At 59.4% G+C, this 16,237-nt stretch carries 13 protein-coding genes; 7 read left to right on the top strand and 6 right to left on the bottom strand.

What is annotated here, in order from left to right:
* The first annotated feature begins 249 nt into the window (after positions 1-249).
* On the top strand, positions 250-1,716 hold the full coding sequence (locus tag AB9L16_RS12685; RefSeq protein ID WP_016774665.1) for a nucleobase:cation symporter-2 family protein: 1,467 nt from the start codon (positions 250-252) through the stop codon (positions 1,714-1,716).
* Positions 1,717-1,781: 65 nt separating this feature from the next.
* Positions 1,782-2,255: an LEA type 2 family protein gene (locus AB9L16_RS12680; RefSeq protein ID WP_024012900.1), complete on the top strand. Its 474-nt coding sequence runs from the start codon at positions 1,782-1,784 to the stop codon at positions 2,253-2,255.
* A gap of 147 nt (positions 2,256-2,402) precedes the next feature.
* Here AB9L16_RS12680 and AB9L16_RS12675 read toward each other — a convergent pair whose 3' ends face one another.
* Positions 2,403-3,326, bottom strand: a complete 924-nt coding sequence (locus AB9L16_RS12675) for a carbon-nitrogen hydrolase family protein (protein ID WP_375123684.1) — start codon at positions 3,324-3,326, stop codon at positions 2,403-2,405.
* An 84-nt stretch (positions 3,327-3,410) separates the two neighbouring features.
* Between AB9L16_RS12675 and AB9L16_RS12670 the strand changes: the two genes are divergently transcribed.
* A complete protein-coding gene (locus AB9L16_RS12670) occupies positions 3,411-4,325 on the top strand; it encodes a LysR family transcriptional regulator (protein WP_375123683.1) in 915 nt (304 codons plus the stop codon).
* Positions 4,326-4,331: 6 nt separating this feature from the next.
* Here the strand turns inward: AB9L16_RS12670 and AB9L16_RS12665 are convergent, their stop codons facing one another.
* Positions 4,332-4,586, bottom strand: a complete 255-nt coding sequence (locus tag AB9L16_RS12665; protein ID WP_003224595.1) for a hypothetical protein — start codon at positions 4,584-4,586, stop codon at positions 4,332-4,334.
* Between the two features lie 154 nt (positions 4,587-4,740).
* On the opposite strand from AB9L16_RS12665, the gene AB9L16_RS12660 reads away from it, so the two are divergent.
* Positions 4,741-5,058 (top strand): YqjD family protein, encoded by a 318-nt coding sequence (locus AB9L16_RS12660; RefSeq protein ID WP_016774661.1) that lies wholly within the window; start codon positions 4,741-4,743, stop codon positions 5,056-5,058.
* A 203-nt stretch (positions 5,059-5,261) separates the two neighbouring features.
* On the opposite strand, the gene AB9L16_RS12655 is transcribed toward AB9L16_RS12660, so the two are convergent.
* Positions 5,262-6,290, bottom strand: coding sequence for an Ldh family oxidoreductase (locus AB9L16_RS12655; protein WP_150635369.1), 1,029 nt, complete (start codon positions 6,288-6,290; stop codon positions 5,262-5,264).
* A gap of 233 nt (positions 6,291-6,523) precedes the next feature.
* Here AB9L16_RS12655 and AB9L16_RS12650 point away from each other — a divergent pair, with 233 nt between their 5' ends.
* Positions 6,524-11,371 carry a dermonecrotic toxin domain-containing protein gene (locus AB9L16_RS12650; protein ID WP_375123682.1) on the top strand — a complete coding sequence of 1,616 codons (4,848 nt, stop codon included), beginning with the start codon at positions 6,524-6,526 and terminating at the stop codon, positions 11,369-11,371.
* 71 nt (positions 11,372-11,442) lie between these two features.
* Here AB9L16_RS12650 and AB9L16_RS12645 read toward each other — a convergent pair whose 3' ends face one another.
* Positions 11,443-11,712 carry a PepSY domain-containing protein gene (locus AB9L16_RS12645; protein ID WP_252869499.1) on the bottom strand — a complete coding sequence of 90 codons (270 nt, stop codon included), beginning with the start codon at positions 11,710-11,712 and terminating at the stop codon, positions 11,443-11,445.
* 153 nt (positions 11,713-11,865) lie between these two features.
* Between AB9L16_RS12645 and AB9L16_RS12640 the strand changes: the two genes are divergently transcribed.
* Entirely contained in the window at positions 11,866-12,867 is a 1,002-nt protein-coding gene (locus AB9L16_RS12640; RefSeq protein WP_236168862.1) for a FecR family protein, read from the top strand.
* A gap of 53 nt (positions 12,868-12,920) precedes the next feature.
* Here AB9L16_RS12640 and AB9L16_RS12635 read toward each other — a convergent pair whose 3' ends face one another.
* Positions 12,921-15,260 (bottom strand): acylase, encoded by a 2,340-nt coding sequence (locus AB9L16_RS12635; RefSeq protein ID WP_375123681.1) that lies wholly within the window; start codon positions 15,258-15,260, stop codon positions 12,921-12,923.
* Positions 15,261-15,503: 243 nt separating this feature from the next.
* On the opposite strand from AB9L16_RS12635, the gene AB9L16_RS12630 reads away from it, so the two are divergent.
* Positions 15,504-15,881 (top strand): fe2+ zn2+ uptake regulation protein, encoded by a 378-nt coding sequence (locus AB9L16_RS12630; protein ID WP_024012892.1) that lies wholly within the window; start codon positions 15,504-15,506, stop codon positions 15,879-15,881.
* Positions 15,882-15,890: 9 nt separating this feature from the next.
* Here AB9L16_RS12630 and AB9L16_RS12625 read toward each other — a convergent pair whose 3' ends face one another.
* Entirely contained in the window at positions 15,891-16,079 is a 189-nt protein-coding gene (locus tag AB9L16_RS12625) for a hypothetical protein (RefSeq protein WP_041480969.1), read from the bottom strand.
* Between the last annotated feature and the right edge of the window lie 158 nt (positions 16,080-16,237).

Here is a 16,237-nt window from a genome sequence, read left to right as displayed (position 1 = left end):
CACGGGCGATTGGCCATTGCTGATTAACGGGCGTGGACGATCATTGTGGGAGCGAGCCTGCTCGCGAAGGCGGCTCGTCAGTCACCGAGATGCAGACTGAGCCACCGCTTTCGCGAGCAGGCTCGCTCCCACATAGGCAGTAAAACCTGACCTTTCAGGCAGTTATTGCTCGTTGCCCTCGCCGCCCTCTTCCGGCATTCTGCGCACCCATTTTCTGACCCGGCCCCGCCTTGCGGCGCGCACATCACCATGACCGCCTCTGACAAAACCCCGCGCAACAACGACCTGATCTACGGCCTCAACGACCGTCCGCACCTGACCGCCACGGTGTTCGCCGCGTTGCAGCACGTGCTGGCGAGTTTCGTCGGCATCATTACCCCGACCCTGATCATGGGCGGCGCCCTCGGTCTGCACAGTGAAATCCCCTACCTGATCAGCATGGCGCTGTTCGTCTCCGGCCTTGGCACCTTTGTCCAGGCCAAGCGCTTCGGCCCGGTGGGGTCGGGTCTGCTGTGTCTGCAAGGCACCAGTTTTTCCTTTATCAGCGTGATTCTCAGCGCCGGATTCATGGTCAAGGCGCGCGGCGGTGGCACTGACGAAATCCTCTCGACGATCTTCGGCGTGTGCTTCTTCGCTGCGTTCATTGAAGTGGTGCTCAGCCAGTTCATCGGCAAACTGCGCATGCTGATCACGCCGGTGGTGACCGGCACGATCATCACGCTGATGGGCCTGTCGCTGATCAAAGTGGCGATGACCGACATCGCCGGCGGCTTCGGGGCGCCTGATCTCGGCGCGGCCAGCCATGTGTTTCTGGCGGCGCTGGTGATCGGCACCATCGTTGTGCTGAACCGAGTCGACGTGCCGTTTCTGCGGCTGGGCGCGATCGTCATCGGCCTGACGCTCGGCTACGTGGTGGCATGGCTGATGGGCACGGTGGATTTCGCTTCGATGCCCGAAGTGCCGCTGGTCAGCGTGCCGGTGCCGTTCAAGTACGGTTTCAACTTCGATTGGGTGGCGTTCGTGCCGGTGGCGGTGATTTTCCTCGTGTCGCCGCTGGAAGCGGCCGGTGACCTGACCGCCAACTCGATGATCTCCCGGCAACCGGTGAAAGGCCCGTTGTACATCCGCCGGATCAAATCCGGCCTGCTCGCCGATGGTCTCAACTCGGCCATGGCGGCAGTGTTCAACAGCATGCCGATGGTGACCTTTGCGCAGAACAACGGCGTGATCCAGTTGACCGGCGTGGCCAGCCGCTACGTGGCGTTTTTCATCGCCGGGCTGCTGGTGTTGCTCGGTTTGTTCCCGATGATCGGCGCGGTGCTGCAACTGATGCCGAAACCGGTGCTGGGCGGCGCTGAGCTGGTGATGTTCGGCACCGTCGCCGTGGCCGGGATCAAGATCCTCGCCGAGGCCGGCCTGCATCGACGCAACATGTTGATCGTGGCGATCTCGCTGGGCATGGGCCTGGGCATCGCGGCGGTGCCGGAAGTCCTGCGCGAACTGCCGCAAGCGCTGCGCAACATCTTCGAATCGCCAATCACTGTCGGTGCGTTGTGCGCTATCGTGCTGAACATCTTCCTGCCGGAAGAATTCATCGAGCTGGAAGAAGATGATTTCGACCCGGAAGCGTCGATTCTGCAGGTCATGGAAAACCCCGACGTCGCCGCCAAAGGTGAACCCGGCCAAGCGGCGGCTGTCGCACAGTTGAACCGCTGACGTCACGCCTCGAAAAAAGGGCTGCACCGGCGACGGTTCAGCCCTTTTTTTGTCGAGAGATTTTTATGCGCCGCGTCCACGCCGTCATCCTGTCGCTTCTGCTGTTGTCGCTCAGCGCCTGCGCGCTGTTTCCCAACCGCGATCCGGTGAACATCAACGTGGTCGGCCTCGAACCGTTACCCAGCCAGGAACTGGAAGTACGCTTCGCGATCAAGCTGCGCGTACAGAACCCCAATGAAACGGCGATCGATTACAACGGCATCGCCCTGGATCTGGAGGTCAATGGTCATTCGCTGGCTTCGGGTGTGAGCGATCAGAGCGGCTCGATCCCGCGTTTCTCTGAAGCCATTGTCACGGTGCCGGTCAGCGTCTCGGCGTTCTCGGTGCTGCGCCAGACATTGGGGCTGAGCCAGACGCAAAGCCTCGATAATCTGCCCTACGTGCTGCGCGGCAAACTGGCGGGCGGGTTGTTTGGCACGATGCGCTTTACCGACAGCGGCAAGTTGAGCCTGCCCAAGGCGAGTGCGGCGACCTGGTAGTCAGCGGTCTCAATCGGCAGAACAACACACAACCCCTGTGGGAGCGAGCCTGCTCGCGAAGGCAGTGTTTCAGGCGACTACGACGCTCATGCTGCCTACGTCTTCGCGAGCAGGCTCGCTCCCACAGGTTCTCTGCAAGTTTCAAGGTCAGCAGTGGAACCGCACCCCCGGCTTCGCACGCTCATCAACGGTCAACTCGAAGACATCCGGCCGCGCGTAGTGGCCGACCACATCGTAGTCATACCGCGCGCGGATCAGTTCATCAGTGTCGATTTCCGCCGTGAGCAAGCCCGCTTCCCCGCGCAACGGCCCCGCCAGCACATCGCCCATCGGACCGACGATCACGCTGCCACCGGCAATCAACGGTCGATCACCCGGCCAATTGGCAATCTCCACCCCCAAATCATCCGGCGAGGCCTGCACCTGACAGGCGCTGACCACGAAGCAGCGGCCTTCGTGGGCGATGTGGCGCATGCTGACCTGCCACATCTCGCGCTCGTCCACGGTCGGCGCGCACCAGACCTCAACGCCCTTGGCATACATCGCCGTGCGCAGAAGCGGCATCATGTTTTCCCAGCAGACCACGGCGCCAAGCTTGCCGACCTGGGTGTCGAACACCGGCAGCGTCGAGCCGTCACCCTTGCCCCAGATCAGTCGCTCGGTGCCGGTGGGCATGAGCTTGCGGTGTTTGCCGAGCAGCCCGGCCTGCGGATCGAAATACAGCACCGTGCAATACAACGTGCTGCCAGCGCGCTCGATTACGCCGATCACCAGATTGGCCCCGGTGCGCGCTGACAATCCGGCCAGCGCTTCGGTTTCCGCGCCCGGTACATCAATGGCGTTGGCAAAATAACGCGCAAAGGCCTCACGCCCCTCGGGCAGTCGATAGCCCAATAGGGTGCCGAAGCCCTCGCCTTTCGGGTAGCCACCGAGCAGGGCTTCCGGCATCACCACCAACGCGGCGCCGGATTCGCGGATTGCGTCTTCCCAAGCAAGGATCTGTTCAAGGGTTTCGCCTTTGCCGCCGGGCAAGGCACCGATCTGCAACGCCGCCACTATGGATCTGGCCATCGTATTTACTCCATCAGGTTCAGGTGTTGCCGATTCTCCGGCGTCACGCGATCATGAATAAAGCCCTGCCGACTGCTGAATGATATGAGCCAAATGAATATCGCCGACATTGACCTCAACCTGCTGAAAGTCTTCGAAGCGCTGCACGACGAATCCAGTGCCAGTCGCGCCGCCCTGCGCCTGGGCGTAACGCAATCGGCAGTCAGCGCGGCATTGCGCCGCTTGCGTGAGGTGTATGGCGATCAGTTGTTCGTGCGCACCGGGCGCGGACTGGCGCCGACCCTGCAAGCCAATCAGCTGAAACCGGTGATCAGCGATGCGCTCAACAAATGCCGGCAAAGTCTGGCCATGCTCGATCCGGCGGCCAATCAATACGAAGGACGCTCGGTGGCGATCGGTCTGTCAGATGATTTTGAAATTGCCTACGGGCGCCACTTGATCGAGGAAATCGCCCGCCGTGCGCCGAAGCTGCGGTTGATATTTCGCCAGACCCACAGCCAGATCGTTGCCCGCGCGCTGATGGAACGCAGCATCGACCTGGCGATCACTGCCGGCGGCTTTTCCGAGCGCCTGCTCAGTCGTCAGGTGTTGGGGGAAGGCGGCTATGCGTGTCTGGTCGACCCGGCCAGTCTCGCGCCAGGCCAACAGCAGATCGCGTTGCAAGAGTTCGTTGAACGCGAGCACATTCTGGTGTCGTCGGGCGGCTTTATCGGCATTACCGATGAGGGATTGGCGGCAGTGGGTTTGAGCCGGCGAGTCTGCGCGTCGAGCACGCATTTCGCCGCGCTGCCCTTCCTGCTCAAGGGTAGTCAGGCGGTGGCGACCATCCCGGCCCATGCCGCCGCAAGCATCGCGGCGCTGAGCGGGCTGGCGTTGCTGCCCTGCCCTCTGGCGTTACCACGCTATCCGGTGGAACTGGGCTGGCGCACCAGCACGCAGATCGATCCGGTGCTGTTCAAGGTTCGCGAGGCGATTGCCGCCACGTTCAGCCAGGCGTGAAGCGGATTATTTGTTCGCCGCCATCAGGCGATTGACTTCACTGCGCACCATGTTGGCGAACTCCGGCGGCGACATGCCGTCCAGTTCGGCGCGGACCCACTCGGCCCATTTGCCCTTGCGCTTGGAGCGCTCCCCAAACAAGCGCGCGGCTTCGCCTTTGGCTTTGCCCAGATTGTTCTGCCAGAGTTCGAACAGACGGGATTTCTCATCTTCCAGCGCTGCGCGCTCTGCGAGGGATTTGTCGGCCAGATTGAAACTCATGGGGATTTATCCTGCTGCGTAAAATGGCGACATCTTACACGCTCGATGGAAATCTCCGGTGCAGGTTTTTCCCTTCTCCACGAATGACATGCAACTTTTCGCCTGCCGCTACACTCCATTGGTCACTGTCCATTCACCTGCAAGGAGTCACCCAATGGCCCGTAAAACCGCCTCGCAAGCTGCCGAAGAGCAAATCAAGGATCAAGCTTTCAGCGAGCTTCAGGCTCTGATCGAAGAATCGGACAAACTGCTCAAGAGCAGCGCTTCACTGGTCGGCGAAGAAGCAGAAACGCTGCGTGCACAAATCGCCCAGAAACTGCAGCTGGCACTGGATTCGGTGTCCAGCGTGCGCGATCGCACCAAACCCGCCGTCGAAGCCACCGAAAACTACATCGGTGGTCACCCTTGGCAAACCGTGGCGATCTCCGCCGGTTTCGGCCTGGTGGTGGGCCTGCTGCTCGGCCGTCGCTGAGTTCCAGCGCTACAAAAAAAGCGAGCCTTCCGGTTCGCTTTTTTTATGCCCACCGCTTTGCTTTTCCATTACTGAATTCACCTCGGTATCCCAAGTCGGCGTACCTCGCCCAAACCACGCGGTCAGTCCCCTCTCCCCCCGGGAGAGGGCTAGGGTGAGGGGCTTTTGACCTTGTCACTGCAATCGTCAGAACAACAAAAGACTCACTCCCCCGCCAACTCCCGCAACTGCCCCAGCGTCTGCTCATCCAGTACGATCCCTTGCGCCATTGATCGACTGCGCTGCAAATGCCGGCGATCCCCCGGCAGGCGCTTGAGCCCGACTCCGTGCATCTGCCGCACCAGTTCCTCGCTGCGCTGGGCAAAGCTCTGCCCCGCCGCTTTGCTCGGGTCGATGACGATCAACAGCTGACCGGTCCACGGCGTTTTCGCGCCGGGATGGTTGGACCAGTCAAACTCGAATGAGAAATTGCCGCCGGTCAATGCCGCCGCCAGCAACTCGACCATCATCGACAGCGCCGAGCCTTTGTGCCCGCCGAACGGCAACAAGGCGCCGCCTTCGAGAACCGCTTTGGGGTCCTGGGTCGGCTGGCCGAGGCTGTCGACACCCATGCCGGCCGGGAGTTTTTCACCTTTACGGGCTGCAATTTGCACATCGCCATGGGCGATGGCGCTGGTGGCAAGGTCGAACACAATCGGCGCGGCGTTGGCCCTTGGCGCGGCGAAGGCAATCGGATTGGTACCGAACAATGGCCGATCAGCGCCATGGGGCACCACGCAGGTCATGCTGTTGACCACGCTCAGCGCCACCAGACCTTCGTCGGCGAAGGGCTCGACATCCGGCCACAAAGCGGCGAAATGATGCGAGTTGCGAATTGCCAGGACTGCGATGCCGGCATGACGCGCCTTCTCGATCAGCAAGGGTCGGGCCGCTGCCAACGCTGGCTGGGCAAAACCGTTGCCAGCGTCAACCCGGACAAACCCCGGCGCGACATCTTCAACCTGTGGCACGGCATGACCATTGACCCAGCCGCTTTTCAGCGTCGAGACATAACCGGGGATGCGAAACACGCCATGACTGTGAGCGCCGTCGCGTTCGGCGTTGGCGCAGTTGACGGCGAGTACCCGTGCGACTTCGCTGGAGGTGCCGTGGCGCAGAAAAATCGTTTCAAGCAGTTGCGTCAGTGCCTCGAGGGACACTGTGGACGAGCCATGATCGTGTGGCGCAGACATCTGAAGCTCCAGAATGATTATTGGAGGGAACAACAGCGTACGGTCGATTTTGCCCACCGATTAACCCTGTCCGAGCTGCCAGCTGTCAACCCTTCGATTCATTGCCATCGGTTGGCGCGCCCTGATGCACATTTTGATCTCGGCACGTGCGGTCACTATCTACCGCAAGTGCTCCACTCTGCGCATTTACTGTTGAGTTCCAGCCCAATGGCGCCCTGTTCAGAGTTGCAATGATGTCCACCCCGACTGCCCCGCTGTTGTTTCCAGTGATATTCGATTCACCCGGCCTGCACGCTGACCTCGGTCCGGCACACGGTCTCAACAGCAAAGACTTCGACTGGCTTGCACATGCGCAACTCGCTACGCAATCGCTGCGCAACAAGCAAACACCGCCAATGCTGGCCGAACGCATCCTGCTCAACGCCGACAAGCAACTGGCCGTGCCGCTGGCAGGCAGCTTCATACTCAGCGCAGGGCCGGATGACAACGGCGTGTTTCTCTATACGCCCTACGATGGCCTGAAAAAATTCGCTGACCGGCAAGCCCTGACTGATGCCCTGCAGAAACGCCTCGACAACGCCAGGGAAAACGATGATCTGCTGGCTTTCCTCTCGGTTTCATTGCGCAAGGAACTGGTGGAAAAACGGGGTATCACTCTGACTTGCGAAACCATCGAAGGTGATGTGTTCGAGGACCAGCAATTGGCAATCGGCGACTCTCTGGAGAGGTGCGCCCGTGACCTGCTGGACGAGCTCAAACGCCTGCCATCCCTTGCAACGCTGCTGGAAAAGATTCTCGACGAACTGCTCGAAGCGCATTTTGGCGCGGTGCAACAATCGCTTACCCGGGTCGGTTTCTATTCGGTGACTTCTTCGGAGGGGAAACAGTGGGTCGACTCGCTGTCGCTGACTGAAGCGCTGTTGGTGCACTTTCACCGTCAGGGCTGGCCCCACGGTCAGGCCGTAGAATTCACCCATCCTGGTCGTTCGGTACGCGAAGACGATCAGTCGGCCTGGACCAATGCGATCAAGTCGGCATCGGGAAAACTGACCATGCTGTTGTTTCGACAGCTTGAGGTGTTTTGGAACGGCGCCTCATTCGAAGGCTCGCCCAGACGTACTTTCTTCAGCCAGACGGTGCAGGATCAGGCGCGCGCGGATCTGATGATCAAGCGCGAAACGCAGATCCTCACCGCCAGCGAGTTCTACGCCCTGCACAGCCTGGTACGTGAGCCAACCGTTGCGGTACGGCGGCCAACGTTCGAAACCGTGTGCCTGAGCGAAGAAACAGCCTGTGTCGAGCTGGCCGGTTCGCTGATGATCAATCACGACAAGGCTTATCTCTATACGCCCAGCCAGGGCCTGCAGGTACTCGCCGACTATGCGGATCTCAAACAGACACTGACCGCGAAAATGCGGGCTGCCGGACACGAAGACGAACTCTACGGGCTGATGAATCTGCAAGAGCGCAATCGTTACCTTGGCTTCGCTAACGCGCAGGTATCCGGGGAAAACATTGGCGGTGAGATCATGACGACGCTGTTCGAGGCCATCATCACCAAGCAACGTCAGAACGTTGAATTCGTTCTGCAGCGTTTTCGTCAGAGCGAGCGCACCACTGACATCCATGCGCTCTTCGACAAGGCGCTGGATATCCGCTCAATGATTCATGAACGGCTGCTCAAGCTCGACGTCAATCAGCGCTGGAGTACCCGACCGTTGTTTACCAGTACACCGCCATCGTCACTCGTGCAGGCAGACAAGGCTGCGCAGCAGGCGGCACTTCTGGGACGGACGCTGGATAATCTGACCAGCCACTTCAAAGACCAGCCGACCGCGCACGCCGCAGAACAGCGCGTCTTTCTCGAAGGCATTCTGTGGAAACTGGCCCAGGCATTCGAAGACGGCCTGCGTGGTGAGGCGTACCTGCGCAGCCTCAGCGGGTCATGGCTGGAGGCGGAACGAAAGATCGTCGACACCGTGTTCGATTCCAGGCACCCGACACGCAGGGACCGCCAGTCACTCAATGGTTTCCGCCCCGATGCCTGGTCACTGACCCTCAACGGGGCCGAGCCCAACGCTGCGCTGCCGCTCGCTCACTGCGTGCTGCTGACCGAGCGCGGCGGCATGGACGTGAAACATTCCGGGCGCGCCATCCTCTGGACACCGGCCCTGGGCCTGGAGCTGTTTGACGACATCGCCAATGCGCAAAAGCAATTGCAGCAACGGCTGGACGACAACAATCAGAGCCACACGCTGCTGGAAAATCTGCCAAAGGCGCAGCACAAACTGGACCAGCAATACACCCTGGGCGAGTTTCAATTGATTAATGGCAGTGTCTCCCGAGACCGCATGCAATCTGCCATTGAACAGTTCCTGGCGGAATGTGAACTGCTGCGAGTTTGCATCAAGGAGCCAAAGACATTGGCGAGCTTCCTTGATGAAATGAAGAATGCTGTCATCGATACCAACCTGCGACGCGCGATCGATCTTGCACGCACCCTTTCGCGTCATCTGGATTACCCCGACTGGTTGCGTATGGCCTCGGCGACGGAGCAACGCACGCAACTCGCGCTGCTGGATGAACTGCGGCATGCGTTCATCGATGGCAAGGATTTCCTCGATGAGGTCCCGGCGCTGGCCACTCATATCGAGCAGACCCTCAAAACCCTGCTCGATGCCCGCTTTCCAGGCAACGGGCTCAAGCCACAGGACATCCGGATCACCCCCAATCTGATATTGGCCGGCCCTGCCTGCAACTTGCTGGAATTTGCCTTGCATCACTACAACGTCGTGCAGGGCAGCGGTTTCAAAGTCGCCTCGACAACGGCCACAGCCTTACCAAAAGAGTTTGCCCAGGCCGCGGTACGGCAATTACTGCAATCTCTTGATGTTGCTACCACCTACACCGCGAAAGTCACCGAAGCGCTGTCAGCCGACAGCCCGTCTGCTCGCACCAGCAAAGAACGGTTTTTGCGCCAGTTACCTTGGCAATTGATGCAACACGCCCACTCGATGAAATTGCAACAACAGCTCTCGGATACCGGCTATGACTACATTTGCCAGGTCCTCGACATGCCGGACGCGATAGCGCGCGCTGCGGTCGAGGGCGTTCATGCCATCGCCTGTCCGCTATCGTTGATCAAGACCCCAGGCGCTGATTGCGTCGACACACTCGGTTTGTATGTCTTCGGTCCGGGCGCAGGGCAAACAGGCCCCCGGGTCCTCTATGCGCCTTACTCCAGGTATGTGTTTCGCGAATTCGAAAACGAAGCGCAGCTGATCGAGGCACTGAATACCCCCGGGCACTTCCAGGATTTGATTATCCGGCGTCTGCCTGAGGCTCAGCAGGCGATATTCAAGAGTCTGTTGAAAACAACGATCGGCAAAGACAGTGAAATCACTCTTCATGGCGCGCCCATCAATGGCAACGTGCTCGAGCGGTTTCACCAGGACACTCTGCGTCTTCTGCCGCAACTGTTGCGCAGCCAGCCACAGATCAATGGCCAAGCGGATTGGGAAGCGGTGAAGTTTCTCTTCAGCCACGGCGTGCGCCTGGTGCCACATTTGCTACCGGGCAAACTCGCGTCCGGTTTTTTTCTGTGGCGAAGCTACCAGGACTTCAAGGCGTCCGCCGAAGGCCTTCAGGATCACCACTGGGCAAATGCCCTGAAAAGCTTCATCGCAGGGGCGATTACCCTCTTCAGCCTGGGACGTCTGTCATGGGAAAGCGAGGCAGAAACGGCCGGCTCCGAATTCGCCGCAGAGGCGCAAGCACCTGCGGGTACAGCCACAACGGTGCAAGTCTCCTCTCGCTGGGCAAAGGTGTCGCCCGTCACGCCCGCTCGGATTGATTTGCAGCCCTTTGAAAGCAGTACGGCGCTGGAATCCCTCAAGCTTGATGCCAATAAGCTGGTCTATGGGGATTCGTCAACGACGCAAAAATACGCCGCCATTGCCGGCAAGGTGTATCCGGCAGTCCAGCTCGAAAAAAACTGGTATTTGCGCAAAAAAGACGGCAGTCAGGGGCCGGCACTCGAAGAGAAAAATGCCCGTCTGGTTGTTGCAAGCGCCAGCCAGCCGGTTCATCGCTGCCGATCAAAACGTCGTGACCCTGCTCAACATGAAGTCGAGGAGAACCGCTCAATAGAAATGTATATCCAGGCCAGAGGCATGGCCCAGATCCACCGTCGCTATCCGGCCAGGGCGTTCGTGATACAGCAAGCCGTAAACCGTGCAAGAGAATACGCAGTCAACTGCCTGCATAACTACGTTACACAGCGCAGCCACCCTGCAGGCACACGGCTGGAGACAGTTTTGAAGGAGTTCTTCGAGGTTCATGAGGTAACGCCCTTGCTGCTCACAAAACTCGAGAAAGTGATCATTCCTGTCTGCCAGGAACTGACGAACCCAAAAGATGATTTGCTCTACACCGAGCGCTTTTTTACTGGTCTGAATGGGCCTGGCAGCGCCAATACCGTTGCTTTCGTTTTCAAACAGGACAAACAAAAAATAATTCATCTCACCGAGGTTTTTTTCAATCCCAGAATGGACAAATACACCGCCCATCTGCCTCCTCGATTCAATGTTGATTCACACGCACGCGCGGTAACGATTATCCATGAACTCTCGCATCTGGTTTGCGACAGCGAAGATCTGGTGACGATCCAGGCCATGGGGCCTTATCTCGACCTTATCGACACGACGACGGCAGAGGGGCAAGCGGCCAAGGACTCGCTTGAACGTTATCGCAGGTTATTGTCGCGCTACGGCAATCTCTCGCACCTTTTTGCGGTGAAATCCGATAACCACGTCTGGACCGATCTGGACAAAATGCCGACGCATGCCGCGGATTACCTGAAAGTCCTCAGCCTTACCAAAACCACAAACCTTGCAGACGCGCGCCGAGCGTTTCGCAGTCCTGTTTCAGCAGATGCGCGGGTCGACGTGATGCTCGCCAACGCCGACTCGATCGCCCTGCTCATCAGCGAACTGGGTCGTCAGCTCGACCCGCTTCCCGCGCCCATACCGCTATCGGCGCCGGTTGCAGATCAGGCGGGATCCTCGCAAGCGCTGGCGTGACGACAAAAAAAATGCGCCGGCGTAACGCCAGCGCATTGCTCATACCAAGAATCAACGAGTGAGACGGTGCGTTAATCCTTCTGATCGCGCAGTACATTGCCCGAGGCGCCGTCGATGCGGAACTCGTAGACAATGCCGTCAGCCTTGCGCCCTTCGCCTTCCCAGTAGCCGTCATTGTCGGCGCCGATCTCATAGACTTCGACATAGCCGGCCTTGGTCTTGGCGACCTCGATGGCTTTTTCGATGGTGATCCAGCCTGCGCCGGGCTTGTCCGCCAGAGCGGCACCGGCACCGAGCAAACCAGCAGTGGCGATCAGGGCTGCGAATGTCTTTTTGATCATTTTTTCACTCCATTTATGGATAGTAGTCAGTTGCTTCCTGTTTTTTTGGGCGCCACAGGGAAAAATAAGTTCCGCGTTGATGGGTAAATGCCATGACGGATGTTCTCGGCAGCCTGCCGGCGAGGTTAGAATGAGCGAAATCAGGACGAGTCAATGACCCAAGACACTCTCTCGGAAGCCGAATACGATGCGATCACCGATGCCGCCGCGCACTGGTGCATGCGTCTGCACGCCGCTGACTGCACGGACGAGGAGCGTCGCGCATTTGAGACCTGGCACGCTGCACATCCTTTGCATGCCTTCGAATACGAAGCCATGCAAGAAATCTGGGAAGTCGCCGGAGATCTGCCTCGAACCGAGCCCGAGGCACTCGCGGCGCAGCGCAAGCCTTCGCGTTCGTGGCGCAAGTTCGCGGTCATTGCTGGCGCCTGCGCCCTCGCCTTGCCACTCGCGGCCTACAGCGGCTGGAGTCTGGGCTGGGTGCCTGACAGTTATCAGCATTACGCCGCCACCGACAGTGTGCGTCAGATCACCCTGAGTGACGGCAGCCAGCTAGAACTCAACCTGCACACCGACCTGAGCTTCAGCAATTACAAACATGAACGTCGCGTCACCCTGAACAAGGGCGAGGCGTTTTTTAATGTCAGCCATGACGCGTCTCATCCATTCGTGGTTCGCGCCGGCGACGGCAAGATCCGCGTGACCGGTACGCGGTTCAATGTGTGGATGTACGAAGATCAGGTGCGGGTCAATCTGATCGAAGGTTCGGTGCTGGTCAGCAGCAATCGCGACTTGCCTGGCGACGGTCTGCGCCTCAGTCCCTCGATGCAGGCGCGCTACCGGCATGGCGATTACGCGCCGCAAATCAGTCAGACCTACCCTGGCGATACTTCGCTGGCGTGGCGCAGCGGCCGATTGGTGCTCGACAACCTTGCGCTGCACGACGCCCTGCCGCTGATCAACCGTTACCTCGACAAGCCGTTGATGCTGGCCGACACCAATACCGGCGCGATCCGCGTGGGCGGCGTCTACAACATCAAAGAGATGAACCACCTCGCCAACAGCCTGCCGAAAGTGCTGCCGGTCTATTTGACCCGCAACAAGGAAGGCAACCCGGTAATCAATTCGATGCCGCAACGCCCGCCGAAAAGCTGAAGGCCGCGTCCCTTGCGGGAGGCGGCCTTCGTTTGTTTCGAGCTGTGACTGTTTTACTGCGCTGCCACCTTCCCTGCCTGATCCTGCTTGATCGTCTGCACCTGATATTGCGGATCCGCCTGGATCTGCTGTTCGGTGAACGGCAGAACACTCCACTGCTTCTTCGAAAATGCAGCAGTCTGATCCCGCGAGTATTTCGACATCGGATCACTGGATAACGAGAACGCCAGCAGCCCTTGGGCGTGCGGGCCTTTTTCATCGAAGCTCACCACTTGCAGATAGCTGGTGCCGCTGACCACTTCAAGTTTGCCATCCTCACGGGGCACGCTTTGCATCGCGTTGTAGATGCCCAGCGTCCCCGGCCCGCCATGAATCGGCGTTTGCTGCCCGCCGCTGCTGACCACCTGGACATCACCCCAGCGGGTGTCAGGTTTCAGGCCCATTTTTGCGACCCGCTCGACCGACGCCAGCATCGCTTCACGCAGTGCTTTGGCGACGGCAGGTTGTTCGACTGCCAGGCCGCGAGGAGTGTGTTGCGCATCTGCCGGATTGAATGCAACACGCCAGATATCCGCTGATTCAAGCAGCGCCTGCATGATGTTCTGAAAATGCACCAGACCGAGCCCGGAATCCAGATTGGCGCGGCCGTCCCAGGCTTTGAGGCTGGCGCACGCGGACTTGAGTGTCGCGGCATCGCTGCCCAGATCGGCGCCGCAGAACTTCCGCAGATCGGGCATGACCTGCGCGGCCAGATAGACCTGATCGTCCATGACCATGTGCTGCAGATCCTTGACTGCCAGCGGGCCTTTCTTGCTCAGTTCACCCAAACGATCAAGCGCAAATCGTGAGCGCAGGCCCAGCGGTTGTCCTTCCTGACTGATCAGCGGTGAATAGCCGGTGAGCGGTTGCGCCGGGTTGGCCAGCCATGCCGAGTCGTTGGAGTGCTGAACGAAATCCTTGCGCAGCAATTGCGGCAACTGGCTGGAAGCGAAGATGCCCTTCTGCGCCGCGTGCGGATCGACATCCCAGGCACAGCCGCTGTTGGCACCGTCCAGCACGATCATGCGCAGACCGAGGCGTGGGTCGCTGCACTTGGCCAGTTTTTCCGCGCTGACGTTCGGTACCACCGACAGGTTCATGTACAGCGTCTGGCCCTTGTCATCCACTGCCAGGGTGTTGACCCACGGAATGCCCTGGATCTTGTGCACCGCGTCTTGCAGATCCTTGAGATTGCTGGCCTGGTTCATCGCATACCACTGTTCGAGCACGCGGTCGTTGTCGAGGTTGGCATCGCGCAAGCTGTAGGCATATTGCCTGTCCCAGTCGAGCTTGCCCGGCCATTGCACGATCGGGCCGAACTGCGAGCTGTAGATGTCGCGCGCAACCGCTACGACCTGTCCGTCAGCCTGCTTGACCTGCACGGTAACCGTCTGTTTGTTCAGTGGCAGCGACTTGCCATCGAGCAAATATCGAGTCGGATCCTTTGGATCAAGTTGCAGGCGATACAAGGTGAAGTGTTTCGACGAATCGACGGTGTGGGTCCAGGCCAGATGCTGGTTGAAACCGATATTGATCATCGGCAATCCCGGCAAAGCGGCGCCCATCACATCAAGCTTGCCGGGGATGGTCAGGTGCATCTGATAGAAGCGCATGCCCCCGACCCATGGGAAATGCGGGTTGGCCAGCAACATGCCACGGCCATTGAACGAGCGCTCGCTGCCGACCGCCACGGCGTTGCTGCCGCGATCCAGGGCGAAACGTTGCTGGCGCGCGTCGGCCAACTGGAACGCCACGGTGTCGTGCTTCACCTGCGCGGTCGCTTGCGGCGGCGTCGCGCCAGCAAGGGCTTCGGCGAACTGCCCCACCCCACCTTCAACCAACAGGCGCCGCGTCAGTTTGACCAGATCCTCGGCGCTGATATCACGTACCCACTCGCCCTGGCATTGCTGCGGCAACCCTTGCTGACGGCGTTCAGCCAGATAGCGGTTGTAACCGGCGGCATAGCCTTCAACCAGATCATGCACCTGCGCCGGTTGTGCCTGCCAAAAGGCTCCGACCGCTTCAGGGGTATTGAGCCAGGTGAAGAACACATCACTGACGCGGTTTTGCCGTTGTTCAACAGTGAACTGCTCCGGGCCGAAATATTGGGAGCGCTGACCATTGACCGTGACGATCTCGTTGGCCAGGAGGCACAAATTGTCCTGGGCGTAGGCGTAACCGATGCCGAAACCCAGACCGCGCTCGTTTTCAGCGCGAATGTGCGGCACGCCGAAACTGGTGCGGCGAATATCGGCGCTGGTTTGTGCAGCCGGGCTCAGTGCATGGGCTGACAGGCTCAGCCCGAACAAGGTGCTGGCGAGGGCCAGCCCGGTAAGTTGCCTGGAAATAATCACGCTCGCTCCTGATCGAAAGGTCGATTGCCCCTGCGTCCACGCGCAATGAGCCTGTCGAAGAAACGAAGCTGAAGGAAAAAATTTAGCGGGTAGCCCATTGAGGCAATGCCGTCATCACAAGGCTGAGACGAATTAGCGACGAAATTTCTACATCTTTTCTTTCATGATTTGTCGTGCTGAAACGTCTTGTTTAGAGAGCGCAACAAAACCTTTCCCGATCTGGCTCTGAAAAGGAGTAATCGCATGTACAACTCGCAACTACCAACGGACGGTAGCCAGACGCCACAGGGCGTTTCCATGGGTTCGCACACCGGCAATTTCACCCAGCGCGGCGAGCGTCCGGGCAATGAGCGTATTCGCGTGCTACTGAAGAGTTTCGGCCTGCGCACCAGCCTGATTCGCCTGAAAGTCATCGACGCGCTGCTCGTGGCGGCGCAGAGCAATCGTCGCCTGGGCGTACGTGGCGTACATAGCCAGTTGCTCGATCTGGACGTGCCGCTGTCGTTTCTCAGCGTGCGAGAAGTGCTTAAACGCTTGTGCGCCGAAGGCGTGATCACCTTCAACGCCGACAAGAGTTACAGCCTGCACCCGCAGGCTGCAGCGGTCCTCAACCACGAATGAGGCTCGCCTTCAGGGCTTGACCTTGCGGCGCATCACGCCGTTGATGATGACCACCACGACCGCCACGCCGATTGCCACGTACTGGAAAGTCTTCTCGGTGATCATGCCGGCATTCTGCAGCCAGGACAGGCCCAGCATGATCGCCAGTACCGACAGAGCGATCAGAATCGAATAAATCAAGCGTTGCTTCTGGGTCATTGCGGTTTCCTGAAACATTGAAATGTAGCCGGTTGCACGCCGAGCGTTCCCCGGATTACGGGTATGCGCCGGGGCAAACGGGTGCTCATGTTACCGCCCCTGAAGACTTTTGGCTGCAAGGTAACCCGACCTTAAGGCATGGCCCTCCCTGCTCTGGC

Source organism: Pseudomonas sp. LW8 (assembly GCF_041956865.1).
Taxonomy (GTDB): Bacteria; Pseudomonadota; Gammaproteobacteria; order Pseudomonadales; family Pseudomonadaceae; genus Aquipseudomonas; species Aquipseudomonas siliginis.
Note: the sequence above shows the minus strand (reverse complement) of the source record. Positions and strands in the feature narration are given on the sequence as shown.

What these genes read in the sequence shown, in the direction of transcription:
- AB9L16_RS12685 (WP_016774665.1), top strand. Translation starts at nt 250, where the DNA reads ATGACCGCCTCTGACAAAACCCCGCGCAACAACGACCTGATCTACGGC.
- AB9L16_RS12680 (WP_024012900.1), top strand. Translation starts at nt 1,782, where the DNA reads ATGCGCCGCGTCCACGCCGTCATCCTGTCGCTTCTGCTGTTGTCGCTC.
- AB9L16_RS12675 (WP_375123684.1), bottom strand. Translation starts at nt 3,326, where the DNA reads ATGGCCAGATCCATAGTGGCGGCGTTGCAGATCGGTGCCTTGCCCGGC.
- AB9L16_RS12670 (WP_375123683.1), top strand. Translation starts at nt 3,411, where the DNA reads ATGAGCCAAATGAATATCGCCGACATTGACCTCAACCTGCTGAAAGTC.
- AB9L16_RS12665 (WP_003224595.1), bottom strand. Translation starts at nt 4,586, where the DNA reads ATGAGTTTCAATCTGGCCGACAAATCCCTCGCAGAGCGCGCAGCGCTG.
- AB9L16_RS12660 (WP_016774661.1), top strand. Translation starts at nt 4,741, where the DNA reads ATGGCCCGTAAAACCGCCTCGCAAGCTGCCGAAGAGCAAATCAAGGAT.
- AB9L16_RS12655 (WP_150635369.1), bottom strand. Translation starts at nt 6,290, where the DNA reads ATGTCTGCGCCACACGATCATGGCTCGTCCACAGTGTCCCTCGAGGCA.
- AB9L16_RS12650 (WP_375123682.1), top strand. Translation starts at nt 6,524, where the DNA reads ATGTCCACCCCGACTGCCCCGCTGTTGTTTCCAGTGATATTCGATTCA.
- AB9L16_RS12645 (WP_252869499.1), bottom strand. Translation starts at nt 11,712, where the DNA reads ATGATCAAAAAGACATTCGCAGCCCTGATCGCCACTGCTGGTTTGCTC.
- AB9L16_RS12640 (WP_236168862.1), top strand. Translation starts at nt 11,866, where the DNA reads ATGACCCAAGACACTCTCTCGGAAGCCGAATACGATGCGATCACCGAT.
- AB9L16_RS12630 (WP_024012892.1), top strand. Translation starts at nt 15,504, where the DNA reads ATGTACAACTCGCAACTACCAACGGACGGTAGCCAGACGCCACAGGGC.
- AB9L16_RS12625 (WP_041480969.1), bottom strand. Translation starts at nt 16,079, where the DNA reads ATGACCCAGAAGCAACGCTTGATTTATTCGATTCTGATCGCTCTGTCG.